The sequence below is a fragment of the Pseudomonas sp. GD03862 genome (assembly GCF_029840855.1).
Taxonomy (GTDB): domain Bacteria; phylum Pseudomonadota; class Gammaproteobacteria; order Pseudomonadales; family Pseudomonadaceae; genus Aquipseudomonas; species Aquipseudomonas alloputida.
In genome coordinates this window covers 48,032-67,135 of record NZ_JAOCDI010000024.1, presented here as the reverse complement: position 1 = coordinate 67,135, position 19,104 = coordinate 48,032, and the positions used below count along the sequence as shown (strand labels likewise).

16 protein-coding genes are annotated in these 19,104 nt (G+C 62.7%); 5 read left to right on the top strand and 11 right to left on the bottom strand.

The annotated features are described in order from the left end of the window. Positions 1–11: 11 nt before the first annotated feature. The 8 genes from N5D53_RS16635 to N5D53_RS16600 all read right to left on the bottom strand — a co-directional run bounded on the left by N5D53_RS16635 (position 12) and on the right by N5D53_RS16600 (position 9,321). Positions 12–830 (bottom strand): phosphoglycolate phosphatase, encoded by an 819-nt coding sequence (locus N5D53_RS16635; RefSeq protein ID WP_070383380.1) that lies wholly within the window; start codon positions 828–830, stop codon positions 12–14. After that, positions 827–1,501, bottom strand: a complete 675-nt coding sequence (gene rpe, locus N5D53_RS16630; RefSeq protein ID WP_003255539.1) for a ribulose-phosphate 3-epimerase — start codon at positions 1,499–1,501, stop codon at positions 827–829. Before rpe ends, N5D53_RS16635 begins: the two co-directional genes overlap by 4 nt. Before the next feature lie 151 nt (positions 1,502–1,652). After that, positions 1,653–2,480 carry an ABC transporter permease gene (locus N5D53_RS16625; protein WP_014589454.1) on the bottom strand — a complete coding sequence of 276 codons (828 nt, stop codon included), beginning with the start codon at positions 2,478–2,480 and terminating at the stop codon, positions 1,653–1,655. 10 nt (positions 2,481–2,490) lie between these two features. Further along, the gene (locus N5D53_RS16620) at positions 2,491–3,738 is read right to left on the bottom strand and encodes an ABC transporter permease (RefSeq protein WP_104960679.1); all 1,248 of its coding nucleotides are present in this window, start codon (positions 3,736–3,738) and stop codon (positions 2,491–2,493) included. Positions 3,739–3,798: 60 nt separating this feature from the next. Then, positions 3,799–4,833, bottom strand: coding sequence for an ABC transporter substrate-binding protein (locus N5D53_RS16615; protein ID WP_019439217.1), 1,035 nt, complete (start codon positions 4,831–4,833; stop codon positions 3,799–3,801). 40 nt (positions 4,834–4,873) lie between these two features. After that, on the bottom strand, positions 4,874–5,998 hold the full coding sequence (locus tag N5D53_RS16610; protein ID WP_003255547.1) for an ABC transporter ATP-binding protein: 1,125 nt from the start codon (positions 5,996–5,998) through the stop codon (positions 4,874–4,876). Positions 5,999–6,293: 295 nt separating this feature from the next. After that, a complete protein-coding gene (locus tag N5D53_RS16605) occupies positions 6,294–6,926 on the bottom strand; it encodes a response regulator transcription factor (RefSeq protein WP_172830947.1) in 633 nt (210 codons plus the stop codon). A gap of 7 nt (positions 6,927–6,933) precedes the next feature. Continuing rightward, the gene (locus tag N5D53_RS16600) at positions 6,934–9,321 is read right to left on the bottom strand and encodes a sensor histidine kinase (protein WP_104960678.1); all 2,388 of its coding nucleotides are present in this window, start codon (positions 9,319–9,321) and stop codon (positions 6,934–6,936) included. 95 nt (positions 9,322–9,416) lie between these two features. Here N5D53_RS16600 and N5D53_RS16595 point away from each other — a divergent pair, with 95 nt between their 5' ends. After that, positions 9,417–10,415: an alpha/beta hydrolase family protein gene (locus N5D53_RS16595; RefSeq protein WP_010951747.1), complete on the top strand. Its 999-nt coding sequence runs from the start codon at positions 9,417–9,419 to the stop codon at positions 10,413–10,415. A gap of 27 nt (positions 10,416–10,442) precedes the next feature. Here N5D53_RS16595 and N5D53_RS16590 read toward each other — a convergent pair whose 3' ends face one another. Genes N5D53_RS16590 through N5D53_RS16580 form a run of 3 tightly spaced genes read right to left on the bottom strand, consistent with a single transcriptional unit; the run spans position 10,443 to position 12,899 of the window. Continuing rightward, positions 10,443–11,210, bottom strand: coding sequence for a TerB family tellurite resistance protein (locus N5D53_RS16590; protein WP_104960677.1), 768 nt, complete (start codon positions 11,208–11,210; stop codon positions 10,443–10,445). Position 11,211: 1 nt separating this feature from the next. Continuing rightward, positions 11,212–11,883, bottom strand: a complete 672-nt coding sequence (gene murU, locus N5D53_RS16585) for an N-acetylmuramate alpha-1-phosphate uridylyltransferase MurU (protein ID WP_010951745.1) — start codon at positions 11,881–11,883, stop codon at positions 11,212–11,214. Further along, complete coding sequence (locus tag N5D53_RS16580) at positions 11,880–12,899, bottom strand: phosphotransferase (RefSeq protein WP_014755129.1); 1,020 nt, start codon at positions 12,897–12,899, stop codon at positions 11,880–11,882. The genes murU and N5D53_RS16580 overlap by 4 nt, the downstream gene beginning before the upstream one ends. 130 nt (positions 12,900–13,029) lie before the next feature. Here N5D53_RS16580 and N5D53_RS16575 point away from each other — a divergent pair, with 130 nt between their 5' ends. From N5D53_RS16575 to rsmA, 4 genes are read left to right on the top strand one after another with little or no spacing between them, the layout of a single operon-like run. Beyond that, positions 13,030–15,837 carry an LPS-assembly protein LptD gene (locus tag N5D53_RS16575; RefSeq protein ID WP_104960675.1) on the top strand — a complete coding sequence of 936 codons (2,808 nt, stop codon included), beginning with the start codon at positions 13,030–13,032 and terminating at the stop codon, positions 15,835–15,837. Then, a complete protein-coding gene (gene surA / locus N5D53_RS16570) occupies positions 15,812–17,137 on the top strand; it encodes a peptidylprolyl isomerase SurA (RefSeq protein ID WP_017148055.1) in 1,326 nt (441 codons plus the stop codon). Before N5D53_RS16575 ends, surA begins: the two co-directional genes overlap by 26 nt. Next, positions 17,134–18,123 carry a 4-hydroxythreonine-4-phosphate dehydrogenase PdxA gene (pdxA, locus tag N5D53_RS16565; RefSeq protein ID WP_003255557.1) on the top strand — a complete coding sequence of 330 codons (990 nt, stop codon included), beginning with the start codon at positions 17,134–17,136 and terminating at the stop codon, positions 18,121–18,123. The genes surA and pdxA overlap by 4 nt, the downstream gene beginning before the upstream one ends. Continuing rightward, entirely contained in the window at positions 18,120–18,923 is an 804-nt protein-coding gene (gene rsmA / locus N5D53_RS16560; protein ID WP_003255558.1) for a 16S rRNA (adenine(1518)-N(6)/adenine(1519)-N(6))-dimethyltransferase RsmA, read from the top strand. The genes pdxA and rsmA overlap by 4 nt, the downstream gene beginning before the upstream one ends. The last annotated feature ends 181 nt before the right edge of the window (positions 18,924–19,104 follow it).

Here is a 19,104-nt window from a genome sequence, read left to right as displayed (position 1 = left end):
GCAGGCTGAAGTCAGGCGCGCCAACGCCAACGGGCCAAGGCCTTGATGACTTTCATCCAGAATTTGCCAGTAACCGCCACGGTGGACTCTCTGTCTTGTGAGGCTTGAAGGTCCGCCAACGTTATCCCAGTGGCCGGGTCTGCGCAACCGGGCAGCAATGCGCGCAGGTCGTCGATTACCAGGCTGGGGGATTCGTCGTCGATCGGCCGGCCATGGTTATAGCCGTAGGTCAGGCCCACGCATTGCACGCCAGCCGCCTTCGCCGCCTGCACGTCACTGCGCGAATCACCGACAAACAGGGACTGCTGCGGGGTAACACCGGCCATCTGCATGACGAACAGCAACGCCGCCGGGTCGGGCTTTTTCTGCGGCAGGGTGTCGCCACCAATGATCCAGCGGAAGAAATTACCGATCTTCATCTGGTCCAACAGTGGGCCAACAAAGCGCTCAGGCTTGTTGGTAATCAGCGCCATCTCCACGCCCTGCTTGCGCAGCCAGCGCAGGGTGTCGCGCACGCCAGGATAGACCACGGTAAGTTCATGGCTTTCGGCATAAGCGTCCATGAACAGCGCCAACGCCTGATCTGCCAGCGCATCGTCCACGTCGGCATGGTCGATGCCGCCCGCCAACGCGCGGCGCACCAGCACCTGGGCGCCATTGCCAACCCAGTGGCGCACGGCCTCAAGGCCAGCAGGCGGGCGCCCCAGTTCGAGCAGCATGCGGTCCACAGCGGCGGCCAGGTCAGGCACGGAATCGATCAGGGTACCGTCCAGATCGAACATCACCAGCCTTGGCAGCGTTCCCGGGAACAGCTGCTCGAAGCCACTCATGGGCGGGCCAGGGCCAGTTCGGCGCGCATCTTGGCGATCACTTCCTGATAGTCCGGGGCGTTGAAGATCGCCGAGCCGGCCACGAAGGTGTCGGCGCCAGCGGCAGCGATCTCGCGGATGTTGTTGACGTTCACGCCACCATCGATCTCCAGACGGATATCACGGCCACTGGCGTCGATCAGCGCACGCGCTTCGCGCAGCTTGTCGAGGGTGCCGGGGATGAACTTCTGCCCGCCGAAGCCTGGGTTGACGCTCATCAGCAGCACCATGTCGATCTTGTCCATCACATACTTCAGGGCGTCCAGGCTGGTGGCCGGGTTGAACACCAGGCCGGCCTTGCAGCCACCATCCTTGATCAGCTGAAGCGAACGATCGATGTGCTGCGTGGCTTCAGGGTGGAAGGTGATGTAGGTGGCACCCGCTTCGATAAAGTCGCCAATGATGCGGTCAACCGGGCTGACCATCAGGTGCACGTCGATCGGCGCAGTAACGCCGTACTTGCGCAGAGCGGTACAGACCATCGGACCGATGGTCAGGTTGGGGACATAGTGATTGTCCATGACATCGAAGTGGACGATGTCTGCACCCGCAGCCAATACCTTGTCGACGTCCTCACCCAGGCGGGCAAAATCGGCAGAGAGAATGGAGGGGGCAATAGCGTAGGGCTGCATGGCGCACCTGTTGGCAGAGTCACGGTGGCGCGCATTGTAACTCAGGGAAAGCGATGAAGGCTGATTGGTATCAATTGCTGTCGACCAGCGCAACCTGTGCCGGCCTCTTCGCAGCTTTAGCCGCGAAGAGGCCCGCACAGGCAACCCCTCATCAGGCCGGCTGCTGGGTCCTCAGCTTCTCACTACGCCCACGCAACCATTCCAGGGTCAACAGCAACACCACCGAGAACGCAATCAACAAGGTCGCCGCCGCGGCAATGGTCGGGCTCAGGTTCTCGCGAATACCGCTGAACATCTGCCGCGGCAGGGTTGCCTGCTCCGGCCCGGCGAGGAACAGCGTCACCACCACCTCGTCAAACGAGGTGGCAAAGGCAAACAGGGCGCCCGAGATGACGCCGGGTGCGATCAGCGGCAGGGTCACCCGGCGGAAAGCCAGCAAAGGCGAGGCTCCCAGGCTGGCCGCCGCGCGCACCAGATTGTAGTTGAACCCCTGCAGCGTCGCCGACACGGTAATGATGACGAACGGCACACCCAGCACCGCATGCACCAGAATCAGCGAGGTGAAACTGTTGCCCATACCCAGAGGGGCGAAGAACAGGTAACTGGCCACCCCGATGATCACTACCGGCACCACCATGGGCGAAATCACCAGCGCCATCACCAGCGACTTGCCGGGGAAATCGCCACGGGTCAGGCCGATGGCCGCCAAGGTGCCGAACACCATGGCCAGCACTGTGGCCGCCGGGGCAACGATGATGCTGTTTTTCAATGCCCGCATCCATTCGGCCGAGCCGAAGAAGTCCTGATACCACTGCAGCGAGAAGCCCTGCAGCGGGTACACCAGGAAGCTGCCACTGTTGAACGACAGCGGCACGATCACCAGCACTGGCAAGATCAGGAACAGCAGGATCAAGCCACAGAGAATGCGCAGGCTGTAGAACCAGACCCGCTCCACGGGCGACATGTATGGGCTCAGCATGACAGGCTCCTCAGCTCAGGCGCAGACGGCTGGCGCCGACCAGCCAGCTATAGATCAGGTACAACAGCACGGTCGCCAGCAGCAACAGCCCGCCCAGTGCGGTGGCCATGCCCCAGTTGATGCTGGTGTTGGTATAGAAGGCGACGAAGTAGCTGACCATCTGGTCGTTGGGGCTACCCAGCAGTGCCGGGGTGATGTAGTAACCGATGGCCAGGATGAACACCAGCAGGCAACCGGCGCCAACACCGGCGTAAGTCTGCGGGAAGTACACCCGCCAGAAACTGGCGAACGGGTGGCAGCCCAGCGAGATCGCCGCACGCATGTACCCCGGGGAAATACCCTTCATCACGCTGTACAGTGGCAGGATCATGAACGGCAGCAGGATGTGCACCATCGAGATGTAGACGCCTGTGCGGTTGAACACCAGCTCCAGCGGCTGGTCGATGATGCCCATGGCCATCAGCGCGCTATTGATCAGCCCACCCGACTGCAGCAGCACGATCCAGGCCGCCACCCGCACCAGGATCGATGTCCAGAAAGGCAACAGCACCAGAATCATCAGCAGGTTGCTCTGCCGGGTCGGCAGGTTGGCCAACAAGTAGGCCAGTGGGTAGGCCAGTACCAGGCAGATAGTGGTAATCACCACGCCCATCCACAGGGTACGGATAAAAATGTCCAGGTAAATGGCCTGGTCCGGGGTGGCCTTGGCCAGCTCACCAAGGTCATCGATGCGATGGTCCACCGAGGCCAGCAGGTAGAAAGAAGTCACCGAACTGGTATTGCGGCGTATCGCCTGCCAATAAGCCGGGTCGCCCCAACGCTCGTCGACAGCCTGCAATGCCTCTTTATAAGAGGCAGGCTCAGCCTTGAAGGGCAGTGCACGGGCAGTCTTGGTCAACAAGCTGCGGTAACCGGCCAGTTCCATGTTCAAGCGTTTGGAAAGGTCACCAAGGGTCTGGTTCTTGCGCGACTGGGCCAAATCCTGGCTCAGCGCCTTGTAAACGTCCTCGCCTGGCAGGCTCTTGCCATCCCACTGGCTGATGACTTCCACCGTGCGCGGCAGGCCGGCGACTACTTCAGGGTTGCCGACGCTCTTGTACAGCAGCGCCGCAATCGGCACCAGGAACACCAGCAGAAGAAACAGCGCCAGCGGCGCGATCAACGCCTGCGCCTTCCAGCGGTTGACCCGCTCGGCGTGTTTGAGGCGCTGCTTGAGACTTGGACCTGCGCCTTCGTTGAGGGGCACTGCAATGGCCATGGCGAACTCCGCAATACAGGCTGAATTGGGGGCCGCTTTACGGCCCCACACACTGGACGTTTACTTCTTCGCCGCCCAGGCGTTGAAGCGTTGCTCCAGCTGCTCGCTGTTGTCGGCCCAGAAGGTCACGTCGATCTGCACCTGGTTGGCAATGTTCTCAGGCGTGGTCGGCATGTCTTTCTTCACTTCGTCCGACAGCAGGCTCACGGCCTTGGAGTTGGCCGGGCCATAGGCGATGTTTTCGGAGTAGATCTTCTGCTGCTCGGGCTTGACGCTGTAGGCGATGAATTTCTTCGCCTCTTCGACGTTTTTGGCGCCTTTAGGAATTGCCCATGCATCGAAGTCGTAGATGCCGCCGTTCCACACCACCTTGAGGTTGCTTTCTTTCTGCACAGCGGCAATACGGCCGTTGTAGGCAGAGCTCATGACCACGTCGCCAGAGGCCAGGAACTGCGGTGGCTGTGCACCCGCCTCCCACCACTGGATGCTGGGCTTGAGTTCGTCGAGTTTCTTGAAGGCGCGGTCCTGGCCTTCCTTGGTTGCCAGCACTTTGTAGACGTCCTTGGGCGCAACACCGTCGGCCATCAGTGCAAATTCCATCGTGTACTTGGCGCCCTTGCGCAGGCCGCGCTTGCCCGGGAACTGCTTGGTGTCCCAGAAATCGGCCCAGCTGGTGGGGGCGGTCTTGAGCTTGTCGGCGTTGTAGGCCATGACCGTGGACCAGACGAAGAAGCCCACACCGCAAGGCTGAATGGCACCAGGCACGTAGTCTTCCTCGTTGCCGAACAGGGCCGGGTCGAGCTCTTCGAACATGCCTTCGTCGCAACCGCGCGCCAGCTCTGGCGACTCAACCTCTACCAGGTTCCACGACACACTCTTGGTGTCGACCATTGCCTTGACCTTGGCCATTTCGCCGTTGTACTCACCCGCGACAATCTTTCCATTACCCGCTTTTTCCCAGGGTTCGTAGAACGCTTTGACCTGGGCAGCCTTGTTGGCGCCGCCGAACGAGATCACGGTGAGGTCTGCGGCCATGGCCTGGCCAGCGGTGAACAGCCCCAAAGCCAGGGCGGTCAGTTTCAACTGCTTGCGCATTATTATTCTCTCCACAGTACAGGGTTGGTGAAGCAATCCATCAATGGGCTTCGGCAATCGGATCGAGCGCGCGGGCGTGCTCCACCTCCCAGCCCAGCGGTACTACATCGCCCACGGCCAACGCCGGGTCGAGCTCGGCAATCGGCTGCTTCACGAAGAAGTCGCCTTTGCCGCAAACCTCCAGACGCACCCGCACGTGGTCGCCCAGGTAAATGAATTCGGCCACCCGGCCAGAGAACCGGTTGACGCAGCTTTCACTGTGGCCGTTCAGGCGCACGCGCTCCGGGCGTATCGACAGGGTCACCGGCTCGCCGGCCTGGCCGACATTCACCGCCAGCGCCTCGACCCGCTCGCCGCGAGGCAACTGCACCTGGCAACGTTTGCCATCACTGGCCAGCAGGGTGCCGCTGATGCGGTTGTTCTCGCCGATGAAGTTGGCGACGAAGGTGTTGCAGGGCTCTTCGTACAGCGTGCGCGGGTCGGCGATCTGCTGGATTTCGCCCTGGTGGAACACCGCCACGCGGTCGGACATGGTCAGCGCTTCGCCCTGGTCGTGGGTCACGTACACCACGGTCACACCAAGACGTTGGTGAATGTGCTTGATCTCCATCTGCATGTGTTCGCGCAGCTGTTTGTCCAGCGCGCCAAGTGGCTCGTCCATCAGCACCAGCTGAGGCTCGAACACCAATGCCCGGGCCAGCGCCACCCGCTGCTGCTGGCCACCGGACAACTGGCCGGGGTAGCGTTTGGCGAAAGCGTCGAGCTGCACCATGTTCAGCACACGTTTGACCCGCTCGCTGATGTCGGTCTTGCTCAGGTTGCGCACGGTCAGCGGAAAGGCCAGGTTCTCGGCCACGGTCATGTGCGGAAACAGCGCGTAGTTCTGGAACACCATGCCGATATCACGCTTGTGCGGCGGCACGTTGTTGATCGAGCGCCCGCCAAGCTGGATTTCACCGGCGGTGGGCGTTTCGAAGCCCGCCAGCATCATCAGGCTGGTGGTCTTGCCCGAGCCGGACGGGCCAAGCAGGGTGAGGAACTCGCCCTTGCGGATATCCAGGTTGAGGTCTTTGACGATCAGCGACTCGCCGTCGTAGCTCTTCTGCACACCACGGAAGCTGACCAGCGTTTCGCCGGTTGCAGCGTTCGACTTCGCCTCGCTCATGCCTGCACCTTCTTGTTGGATGACTGCGTAGGCAAAAGAGTAGAAGAGACGCAAGCGCCCGAAAATCGGGGGCACTGAGAGAATGCCATCATCCGGATGGAAGATTTGTTGTAGGGATCGCCCTACAAGGATGGCGGGATTGGAATGCCCTTGCGAGCCAACCACGAAACCTGTGGGAGCGGGCATGCCCGCGAAGAGGCCGGCTCAGCCATAGAGATCAGCAGGCCAGGCCCGTTCGCGGGCATGCCCGCTCCCACAGAGGCTTCGGCAAGTTTCGGGCACCCGTATGTCGCAATCAGATCAGCTTGTGCTCCATGGCGTACTTCACCAGCTCCGCCAGCGAGTTCACTTTCAACTTCTGCATCAGGCGTGCCTTGTGGGTGCTGATGGTCTTGCTCGACAGCGCCAACTGCTGGGCGATGTCGTTGACGTTGGCGCCCTGGGCCAGGCGCTCGAACACCGAAAACTCCCGCTCCGAGAGCAGTGTGTGCAACGGCCGGGATTCGGTGAGGCCTACTTCGAACACCATGCGGTCGGCCAGCGACGGGTCGATATAACGCCCGCCACCGGCCACCCGACGAATCGCCGTCAACAACAGCGCGGGGTCACTGTCTTTGGTGGCATAGCCCGCCGCACCGGCCTTCAGCGCCCGCGCCGCCATCTGTGCCTCATCGTGCATCGACAACATCAGGATCGCTGGAGCATCGTGCAGCGCACGGATACGCGGGATCGCCTCCAGGCCGTTCACACCCGGCATCGAGATATCCAGCAGTACCACCTCGCACGGTGTGTGGCGCAGGGTTTCGAGCAACTGCTCGCCATTACCGGCCTCCCCCGCCACTTGCATGTCCTTGGCCAGGCCAATCAACTGCTTGATGCCTTCACGGACAATGGTGTGGTCTTCGGCCACCAGTACTCGAATCACGATTGCTCTCCTACTCCAACGGAATGGCCACACTCAGGCTGGTGCCTTCGCCCGGCTCGCTTTCCAGCGCCATGCTTCCCCCCAGCATCAGCACCCGCTCGCGCACACCCACCAGGCCAAACGAGGTGGGCCGGGTCTGCTCGCGACAAAAGCCTTGGCCATCATCACTGACCGTCATGCGCAACTGTTCGCCCTCACGTACCAGCTCAATCTCTACGCTGTGCGCCTGGGCGTGACGCATCACATTGGTCAGCGCCTCCTGGAGGATACGAAACAGCCCGGTGGCCTTGGCATCACTCAATGCTGGCAGATTATCGGGTACTTGCACCAGACAGGGGATTTGCGTGCGTGCCTCGAAACGCCGCGCCTGCCATTCGATGGCCGAGGCGATGCCGGCATCGAGGATCGGCGGACGCAAGGCAGTGGCGACATCGCGCACCAACTGGAACAACTGGGCGATCAGGCGCTTCATGCTCGCCAGGCGATCATTCAGGCCAGGGTCCAGCTCGGCATAGGCCAGCTCGCACATCGACACTTCCAGCTTGAGCACGGTCAGCATCTGCCCCAGTTCATCATGCACTTCCCGGGCGATACGGGCTTTTTCCTCTTCACGCACGCTCTCCAGGTGGGCCGAGAGTTCGCGCAACTGCTCCTGGGACTTCGCCAGCGCCAGCTCGGCCCGCTTGCCCTGTGTGATGTCCCAGACTACACCGTCCCACACCACCTGGCCGTTGCCCAGATGCCGGGCGCTGGCCTTGATATCGGCCCAGCGCTGTTCGCCCTGCCGGGTGAGGATGCGCCCCTGCCAGGACCAGTCCTGGTCGCTGGCCAGGGCCAGGTCCTGCACCCGGTGATAATCAGCACGGTCCTCGGGGTGCACCAGGTTGCGCAGGCCCATCTGCGGGTGCTGGATCTCGCTGGGTGCATAACCCACCAAAGCCTCGCTACCTTCACTGATATAGGGGAACTCCAGATCGCCCTCGGCCGGGTCACGTTCCAGGCGAAACACCAACCCTGGTACGTTGCCAGCAATGCCCTTGAGCCGCGCCTCGCTTTCGCGAAGGGCCGCCAGGGCACGGTGGCGCTCGGTGACATCGGCGAGGTAGACCACCAGATATTCGGAATCACGAAAGCGCAGAAAGCTCAGCGACAGCTCCACGGGTAGCAAGCTTTGATCAGCCCGCCGGCATTGCGTCTCAAACTGACCGACACCCCCCGCCCCTGTCCGCGCCCCCTTCCACAGCTCTAGCCAACGGTCCATGTTCAGGCTTGGCTCGAAGTCGCTTAGCGGCCGCTCCAGCAACGCCCCTTCGCTGTAGCCCAACATGCGCTCGGCGGCATGGTTGGCGTAACGCACATGGCTGTCCCAGTTGACCCAGAGAATACCCACGGTGCTCTGATCGATGGCGAACTGGCTCAGGCGCAACGCCTCTTCGCGCACCTGGCGTTCAACAAGGCTCTCCCGCGCGGCCAACAGGCTGCGCTCCAGCTGGCGCTGCTGACGGCGTTGCCACACCAGCGTGGCCAAGGCACACAACAGCAACAGACCGAACAGCAAGGCCATGTTCTGCCAGAAGCCCGGCGACTCGCTCAGGCGCGGGTACTTCGGCTGCAACCAGCGCTGATGCAGTTGTTCCAGCTCCTTGGCCGGCACTGCCTGCAAGCCACGTTCAAGTACATCGGCCAGCAGCGGCCAGTCGCGCCGCGAACCGATACGCAACAGTTGCGGCAGGCCGATATCGCCGACCACCGCCAGCTCACCGAACTCGCTCTCGCGCGACAGGCGGCTGAGCTGCGCTTCATCCAGCACGGCGAAACTGGCCTGGCCGCCTACCACCAGTTGCAAGGCCTCACGATCGTCGGGCACCCCCTGCAGGTTGAGGTTGCCGTAGTTGCCGCGCAGGTAATCCGCCAGCGGGCTGGGCATGCGCACCGCCACGCGTTGCTCGGCTTCAAGCTTTTCCAGCTCCACGGCCATGGCCCCGGTGCGCGGCCCCACCACCAGCTGTGGCACGCGCATGTACGGGTCGCTGAATAGCCACAGGCGCAGGCTGGCCGGCGTCTGGGTAAGGCCAGGGGCGAAGTCGATTTCGCCGCTTTGCAGGGCATGTTCCAAACTGGCCTGGTCACTGAAGTTACGCCAGGTGAGGTCCAGCCGCAGCGCCTGCGCCAGGCTGTTCACCAGCTCCACATTGGCCCCGTACAGTTGCTGCAGACGCCGGTCGAACTGGGCGTAGGGCGCCTGCAACACCAGGCCGACACGCAGGCTGCGGTGGGTGTCCAGCCACTGCTGCTGGTCAGGCTCCAGCACCACAGAGGGTGGCGCCTCGGGCTTGGCCCAGGCAATCAAGGGCAGCCACAAGCAGCCGATAACCAACAGGCGACGCACTCGCTTCATCTATACGCTCGACTTGGCAAAGACGGCCATGCAGCATGGCCGTCACGGGCAAATACTATTAGGCTGCCGGTTTCATTCTGGCCTTGGGTTGACTCATGTCCACACTTTATCGCACGACGCTGGCAATGTGCTGCCTGGCCTCGGTCCTTCCACTCGGCGCCCTGGCCGCCGATGCCGAAAAACCACCTGCAAATGCCATGGCACCGGCTGCCGAGGCCCCACGCCCACCCTTGCTGGAACGCAGCCAGGAGGATGCACTGGCGCTGGAACGGCTGCTGCCCAAGGCTGAGCAGCAGACCCTGCAGGCCGGTGCCGACAGCTTCCTGGCCCTGTGGAAGCCGGCCAACGACAACGATCCGCAAGGGGCGGTGATCATTGTCCCCGGCGCAGGCGAAACGGCCGACTGGCCAAATGCAGTCGGCCCACTGCGGCAAAAATTCCCTGATATCGGCTGGCACAGCCTCAGCGTCAGCCTGCCCGACCTGCTCGCAGACAGCCCGCAAGCGCGGGTCGAAGCCACACCACCGGCAGCGCCTGCGCCAGACAAAGGCGAAAGCGCACCGGCCAAGGACGTTCCGGCCGATGCCAACGCCAACGTGGCCCAAGCCACCGCAGCCGATGCCGACACAGCAGAAAGCACCGATGCCGAACAAGCCAGCGAGCAGGCCGACCCGGCAGATGCCGAACGCATCTTCGCCCGCCTGGATGCCGCCGTGGCGTTCGCCCAACAACACAATGCCCGCAGCATCGTACTGATCGGCCATGGTAGCGGTGCATATTGGGCGGCGCGCTACCTGAGCGAGAAGCAGCCACCACAGGTACAAAAACTGGTGATGGTCGCTGCGCAGACCCCTGCACGGGTGGAGCAGGACCTGGAAAGCCTGGCCCCAACCTTGAAGGTACCCACGGCCGATATCTACTACGCCACCCGCAGCGCTGACCGCAACGCAGCCCAGCAACGGCTGCAGGCCAGCAAGCGGCAGAAGGATAGCCAGTACCGACAATTGTCATTGATTGCCATGCCAGCAAACAAAGCGGCGGAACAAGAACAATTGTTCCGCCGGGTGCGGGGGTGGATGAGCCCTCAGGGCTGAGTCAGGCTTGATCCTTGTGGCGGGGCGTCAAAGGCCGCGCCGCTTGCGGATCATGGCATAGGCCTGGTGCAACTCACGGGTACGCGCGGTTGCTTCACGCACCTGCGCCTCGCTGGCACCGGTACCTGCCAGCTTGTCCGGGTGATGCCGGCTGACAAGCCGACGATACGCCTGCTTGACCTTATCGGTGTCGGTGTCTGCGTCCACCGCCAGCAAGCGCAACGCTGCCGCGTAGGTCATGGGCACGCTTTCTGTACCCGTGGCCTTGCGCGGCTCGTACTCCAGGGACATGGCCTGCACCTGGCGTCGACTCATGCCCAGCTTCTGCCCCCAGTCCAGCAGCAACTCACGCTCCTTGTTGCCCATCTTGCCGTCAGCCCAGACCATGCGCCAGCAGGCCCGCAAGGTACCTTCCGCCGCGTGGGGCTGCTGACTGATGCGCCGCAGGTGCCCGCCAAGCCGGTCTTTGCCCGCCTTTCCACGGTTGAACGCATTGATGGCGCGCAACCGGGCTGCCTCGGCCAGGTCCAGGCGCACCATCTCCTGACGCGCCTGCTGGATATGCTGCTCGGCTACCCGGCCATCGCACTTGGCCAGGCGCCCGAGCATCACGAACAACAACTCGTCGTCGCGTAATGCGGGGCGCCCACCCAGGCGTTCGCGCATGTCTTCCCAGCCTTGCAAGCGCAGCCGGCGGTCGATGGCCTGCCCAAGCAACGCACCGAGCAAGGCACCCGGTATGCTCGCAACGGCAAAGCCGGCACCCACGCCTATCACCGTGCCTGGCCACCACATGTCAGGCGCGCTCGCCAATCAGAGACTCAGCCTCGGCCAGGCGTTCAAGCGTGCCAACATCCACCCAGTGCCCACGGTAGTGTTCGCCAGATACCTTGCCGGCCGCCATCGCCTGGCGCAGCAACGGTGCCAGCTTGAAGGCACCCGCCTGGCAACCTTCGAACAGCGCCGGGTGCAGCACGGAAATGCCGCTGAAGGTCAGCGTGCCGGGCGCGTCATCGCCGTCAACGACCTGCTCGCCCACCAGGCGGAAGTCACCACGGCCGTGATGGCCAGGGTTGTCGACCAGTACCAGGTGAGCCAGACCTTGCAGGGGAGCCTGCAATCGCGCGAAGTCGTAGTCGGTCCACACATCGCCATTCACCAGCAGGAACGGCGCATCACCCAACAAAGGCAGGGCCTTGAAGATGCCGCCGCCGGTTTCCAGCGGTTCACCTTCAGGTGAATAGCGAATGCTCAGACCGAAGCGGCTACCGTCGCCCAGATGGTCTTCGATCTGCTGGCCAAGCCAGGCATGGTTGATCACCACTTCGGTCACGCCCGCTGCCGCCAGGGCGCGCAAGTGGTACTCGATCAGCGGCTGGCCGGCGACCGGGACCAACGGTTTTGGGGTGTGCAGGGTCAGCGGGCGCATGCGCTCGCCCTTCCCCGCAGCCAGGATCATGGCCTTCATGCACGCGCTCCGGCCTGCAACTCGGCAATCAGCTCACCCAGCTCCGCCAATTCGGGCCGGCGACCGATCACTTCATTTATATAGGCGAAGAAACGCGGCACGTCGCCCAGGTAACGCGGCTTGCCGTCGCGGTGGCAGATACGGGCGAAGATGCCGATCACCTTCAGGTGCCGCTGCACGCCCATCAGGTCACTGGCGCGGTGGAAGGCTTCGAACTCGGCGTGCACCGGGATGCCAGCCGCCTGCGCCTGCTGCCAGTAGTCGCTCAGCCAACCTTCGACCCGCGCCTGCGGCCAGCTGACAAAGGCGTCCTTGAACAGGCAGGTTATGTCGTAGGTGACCGGGCCGTATACCGCATCCTGAAAGTCCAGCACACCAGGGTTGGGGGTGCTCTGCATCAGGTTGCGCGGCATGTAGTCACGGTGTACCAGCACCTTGGGCTGCGCCAGGGCGCTGTCGATCAGCAACTGGCTGACGCGCTGCCAGGTGGCCTTCTGTGCATCGGTGAAGGTCAGGCCCAGCTCACGCCCCACGTACCATTCGGGGAACAGTTCCACTTCCCGGCGCAGCAGGGCGTCGTCGTAGCTGGGCAGCGGCGCGTCCATTGGCAAACGCTGGAACTTCAGAAGGGCATCGATGGCGTCGGCGAACAGGCCATCGGCGTTGTCGGCATTGATGATGTCAAGGTATGTCTGAGTGCCCAGATCCCCAAGCAGCAAAAAGCCGCGTTCCAGGTCCTGGGCGTGGATCAGCGGCACATGTACGTCAGCGCTGGCCAGCAGGTGGTCGATGGCGACGAACGGTCGGCAGTTCTCCTGCGGGGGGGGCGCATCCATGATCACGAAACTGTGGCCAGCGCCCTGCCAACGGAAATAGCGGCGGAAGCTGGCGTCGCTGCTGGCAGCGGTCAGGCTGCCTGCAGGCACCTCGCCCCAGGCGTTGTCACGGAAAAGATCATTGAGCTGCTCATCGAGCCAGACCGTCAGTTGTTGCAGGCGTACATCGTGTTCAGGCATTGCAAGGGTCTCCGACGGCCCTAGCCGTCAAGCGGGTCATGCTTTATTATCCAGCATCTTTTTCAGACCATCGAGAGGCGTGCGGCCCCACACGCGGGCAGATGGCACGCAGGAAGCCCGGACTAATAAGATGGCATTGAAATCCCCCGCGTTTCGTAGAAAGTTTCCGTTGCTGGTAACCGGCGGTCTGCTGGCCCTGCAACCTCTGGCCACCTCATACGTAGTGGCAGCCGAACAGTTCGACTGCCAAGTGTCCGCCGCCGGTGGTTGGGACTGCAAGCCCAAAACCCCAGTCAACAACTTGCCGCCGCGCCCGGTGCACGAAGGTGCAGCCGTCAGCTCCGGCACCGAAGCGGCGGGCGAAGCCGAAACTGCGGACCGGCCCATGCTGGTCACCGAGGCCAAGGGCCGTGGCCTGAAGTCGCGCAGCGAAGACTACAGCCACCTGGACTGGGTTCCGCGTGAAAAGCTCACCGCCGCACAGCTGGCTGAAACCGGCCCGTACTGCGGTGGCGCGTATATCGAGCCGACCCGCCCGGGCATGGCCGACACCACGCCGAAGGACGAGTCGCCGACCTACATCAATGCCAAGGTATCCAAGTACCAGCAGGAGCAGCAGATCGCTACCCTCGCCGGTGACGTGGTGATGCGCCAGGGCAGCATGCAGGCCGAAGCCGACGAGGCCAACCTCTACCAGGCCGAAAACCGTGGCGAGCTCAAGGGCAACGTCAAGATCCGTGACAACGGTTCGCTGGTGGTCGGTGACGAGGCCCAGATCCAGCTCGACACTGGCGAAGCCCAGGTCGACAACGCCGAATACGTGATGCACAAGTCGCACATCCGCGGCAGTGCCCTGTACGCCAAGCGTGGCGAAAACGCCATCATCCGCCTCAAGGACGGTACGTACACCACCTGCGAACCGGGCAGCAACGCCTGGCAGCTGAAAGGCAACAACATCACCCTGAACCCGGCCACCGGTTTCGGTACTGCGACCAACGTTACACTTCGGGTCAAGGATTTCCCGGTGTTCTATACACCGTACATCTACTTCCCGATTGACGACCGTCGCCAGTCCGGTTTCCTGCCGCCGTCGTTCAGCACCAGCAGCGACACCGGCTTCATGCTGGTCACGCCGTACTACTTCAACCTGGCGCCCAACTACGACGCCACGTTGTACCCGCGTTACATGGCCAAGCGCGGCCTGCTGATGGAAGGCGAGTTCCGCTACCTGACACCTTCCAGCGAAGGCCAGTTCGGCGGCGCCTACCTGAACGACAAGAACGACGACCGCAAAGATCAGACGGATTACAAAGATCAGCGCTGGATGGTCAACTGGCAGCACAAGGGTGGCCTGGACGAACGCCTGATGACCGAGGTGGACTACACCGACATCAGCGACCCGTTCTACTTCCAGGACCTGGAATCCGACCAGATTGGCGTGGAAAGCCGCGACCTGCTGAACCAGCAGGGTGCGTTGACCTACCGAGGCGACAGCTACACCGCGCGGTTGAATGTGCATGCCTACGAGATGGCGACCATCTCGCAGATCACGCCGTATGATCGCCTGCCGCAGCTGACCCTGAACGGTACACTGCCGTTCCAGCCTGGCGGTTTGAACCTTGGGTACGAGACTGAAGCTGTTCGCTTTGATCGTGACCTGAAGGACGATTTCGTTCTGGACGAAGATGGCAATCCAGACGCCAGCGCCGGCGTACCCGGTCGTCGTCTTGACGAAAACATCTTCGGTGTAGCGCGTGCCAACGGTACCCGCCTGAACGTCGCCCCGTCCATCAGCCTGCCGATGGAGGCCAGCTACGGCTACATCACGCCGAAGCTGAAGTACATGTATACCCATTACGACCTTGACCTGGATAGCAAGGGCAAGAGCGACATTGCTGCCGCGAACGCAGACACACTGGACGTGTTCGGCGACTACAAAAGCAACCTGAACCGCGATATCCCGATTTTCAGCGTCGACAGCGGCCTGTATTTCGACCGCAACACCTCGTTGTTCGGCACCAACTACCGCCAGACCCTCGAACCGCGCATGTTCTACCTCTATGTCCCGTACAAGGACCAGATGGACATCCCGCTGTTCGACACGGGTGAAACCCTGTTCAGCTACGACTCGCTGTTCCGTGACAACCGTTTCAGTGGTACCGACCGCATCGGCGACGAGAACAAGTTGTCGCTGGGCGTGACCACCCGCTGGATCGAGGAGAACGGCTTCGAGCGCCAGAACTTCAGCATCGGCCAGGCCTACTACTTCAAGGACCGCAAGGTCCAGCTGCCAGGCATCGACTACCGCACCCGCAAGGACGCGCAGTCCGATGTATCGCCATACGCCCTGATGTACAACTACTACTTCAACCGCGACTGGCGCTTTAATTCGGACTTCAACTGGGACCCGGACAGCCGCAGCACCCGCTCGGGCAGCGCGATGTTCCACTACCAGCCTGAAGACAACCCGAACAAGATCGTCAACCTCGGTTATCGCTACCGTAACGACACCATTGCCTACGACTCGACCACGGGTACCTGGAAAGTGGGCGGCGGTGACTATGGCACCCCGGGCGATCCGAACTACATCAAGGATTACTACAAGATCCAGCAGCACGACTTCTCGGTCATCTGGCCGATCGTGCCGCAGTGGAACGTAATCGCTCGCTGGCAGCATGACTACAACCGCAACCGTACCCTGGAAGCCATGGGTGGTTTCGAATACGACAACTGCTGCTGGAAGCTGCGCCTGATCAACCGTTACTGGATCGACTACGACGATTTCAGCCAGGCCCTTCCACAGAACGAAAAAGGCGACCACGGTGTCTTCCTTCAGATCGTCCTGAAAGGCCTCGGCGGCGTAGTTGGCAACAAGGTCGAGTCTTTCCTCGACCAAGGCATTCAAGGTTACCGTGAACGTGAAGACCAAGCTTATTGATCGTCTGCGCCCAGTGTTGCTGGGCGTCGCTTTGCTGAGTGGCGCGGTGCATGCCGCGGTGCAACCTCTTGATCGCGTGGTGGCTATCGTCGACAACGACGTGGTCATGCAAAGCCAGCTGGACCAGCGTGTCCATGAGGTCCAGCAAACCATCGCCAAGCGCGGCGGCGGCGTGCCGCCGACCAGCGCCCTGGAACAGCAGGTCCTGGAACGCCTGATCGTCGAGAACCTGCAGCTGCAGATCGGCGAGCGCTCTGGCATACGCATCACCGACGAAGAGCTGAACCAGGCCATTGGCACCATTGCCCAGCGCAATGGCATGTCGCTGGACCAGTTCCGCGCGGCGCTGGCCCGTGACGGCCTGTCGTTCGACGACGCTCGCGAGCAGGTCAAGCGCGAGATGATCATCAGCCGCGTGCGCCAACGCCGCGTTGCCGAACGCATTCAGGTGTCCGAGCAGGAAGTGAAGAACTTCCTGGCCTCGGACCTGGGCAAGATGCAGATGTCGGAAGAGTACCGCCTGGCCAACATCCTCATCCCGACCCCGGAAGCCGCCAACTCGGACGATATCCAGAAGGCTGCGCGCAAGGTCGGTGACGTGTACCAGCAACTGCGCCAGGGTGCTGACTTCGGCCAGATGGCGATTGCCAACTCGGCCAGCGAAAACGCCCTGGAAGGCGGCGAGATGGGCTGGCGTAAAGCCGGTCAGCTGCCACCCGACTTCGCCAAGATGCTCAGCAGCATGCCGGTGGGCGAAATTACCCAGCCTATTCGCATCCCCAACGGCTTCATCATCCTCAAGCTCGAGGAGAAGCGTGGTGGCAGCGAGAACGTGCTGCGCGACGAAGTGCATGTACGCCACATCCTGATCAAGCCAAGCGAGATCCGCAGCGAGGCTGCCACCCAGCAACTGGCCGAGCGCCTGTACGATCGGATCAAGAACGGCGAAGACTTCGGCGAACTGGCCAAGAGCTTCTCGGAAGACCCGGGTTCGGCACTCAACGGCGGCGACCTCAACTGGGTCGATCCGAACAGCCTGGTACCGGAGTTCCGTGAACAGATGGCCAATGCCCAGCAAGGCGTAGTGACCAAACCGTTCAAGACCCAGTACGGCTGGCACGTTCTGGAAGTGCTGGGCCGCCGCGCCACCGACAGCACCGAGCAAGCTCGCGAACAGCAGGCCCTGAGCGTACTGCGCAACCGCAAGTATGACGAAGAACTGCAAACCTGGCTGCGCCAGATCCGCGACGAAGCCTACGTTGAAATCAAGCTGCCTGGCGCTGACCAGGCCGCCCAGTGAAGCCCCTGCGCTTCGCCGTCACCCCCGGCGAGCCGGCCGGCATAGGTCCCGACCTGTGCCTGCTGCTCGCCGCAGACGCCCAGCCTCACCCCCTGATCGCCATCACCAGCCGTGACCTGCTCGCCGAGCGGGCCACGCAGCTGGGGCTGGCCGTCAGCCTGCTGCCGGTAGCCCCGGGCCAATGGCCTGACCTCCCGGCACCCGCAGGTAGCCTGTACGTCTGGGATACCCCTTTGGCGGCCCCGGTGGTGCCAGGCCAGCTCGACAAGGCCAACGCAGCGTTCGTGCTGGAAACCCTGACCCGCGCCGGGCAAGGCTGCCTGGACGGGCACTTCGCCGGGATGATCACGGCCCCGGTGCACAAGGGTGTGATCAACGAAAGCGGTATCGCCTTTTCCGGGCACACCGAATTCCTTGCCGAACTGACCCGCACCGCACAAGTGGTAATGATGCTGGCCACCCGCGGCCTGCGCGTGGCCCTGGTGACCACGCACCTGCCACTGCGTGATGTTGCCGACGCTATCACTGCAGAGCGCGTCGAACGTGTAACCCGTATCCTGCATGCCGACATGCGCGACAAGTTTGGCATTGCCAACCCGCGTATCCTCGTGTGCGGCCTCAACCCGCATGCGGGCGAGGGCGGCCACCTGGGCCGCGAAGAAATCGACATCATCGAGCCGACCCTGGCCCGCCTGCGCACCGAAGGCATGGACCTGCGCGGACCGCTGCCGGCCGATACCCTGTTTACCCCCAAATATCTGGAGCACTGCGATGCGGTGCTGGCGATGTACCACGACCAGGGCCTTCCCGTACTCAAGTACAAAGGCTTCGGCGCTGCAGTGAACGTGACCCTGGGCCTGCCGATCATCCGCACGTCGGTTGACCACGGCACCGCCCTGGACCTGGCCGGCACTGGCAAAGTCGACACCGGCAGCCTGCGCGTCGCACTGGAAACCGCCTACCAGATGGCCGAGAACCGACCATGAACGAGCAATACCAACACCGGGCGCGCAAGCGCTTCGGCCAGAACTTCCTGCACGACGCCGGTATCATCGACCGCATCCTGCGTGCCATCAACGCCAAGGCCGGCGAACACCTGCTGGAAATCGGCCCGGGCCAGGGCGCCCTGACCGAAGGCCTGCTGGGCAGTGGCGCACAGCTGGACGTGGTGGAGCTGGACAAAGATCTGGTGCCGATCCTGCAGCACAAGTTCGCCGATCGCAGCAACTTCCGCCTGCACCAGGGCGACGCCCTGAAGTTCGACTTCAACCAGTTGGGCGTGCCGCCGCGCAGCCTCAAGGTGGTTGGCAACCTGCCCTACAACATCTCCACCCCGCTGATCTTCCACCTGCTCAGCCACGCCGGGCTGATCCGCGACATGCATTTCATGCTGCAAAAGGAAGTGGTCGAGCGCATGGCCGCCGGCCCTGGCGGCGGTGACTGGGGGCGCTTGTCGATCATGGTGCAGTACCACTGCCGCGTGGAGCACCTGTTCAATGTCGGCCCTGGTGCCTTCAACCCACCCCCGAAAGTGGATTCGGCGATCGTCCGCCTGGTGCCGCACGAAGTGCTGCCGTTCCCGGCCAAGGACCACCTGCTGCTGGAGCGTGTCGTTCGCGAAGCGTTCAACCAGCGCCGCAAGACCCTGCGCAACACCATGAAAGGCCTGCTGGACAGCGCCGCCATCGAGGCTGCTGGCGTTGATGGCAGCCTGCGCCCTGAACAGCTTGACCTGGCAGCCTTCGTGCGCCTGGCTGACCAACTGGCTGATCAGCAACAAGCCTGATTTAGCCCGTACCGGCCTCTTCGCGGGCCACAAGGGATCGCACAACCCTCAAATCCTGTGCGACCCCTTGTAGGAGCGGGTTTACCCGCGAAGAGGCCGGCACAGACAACACACCCCCCAAGCCCGATCACCGCTGGCCCTCCCCCCTCCCAATGGCCTAGACTGCATTATTGCGTCAGTT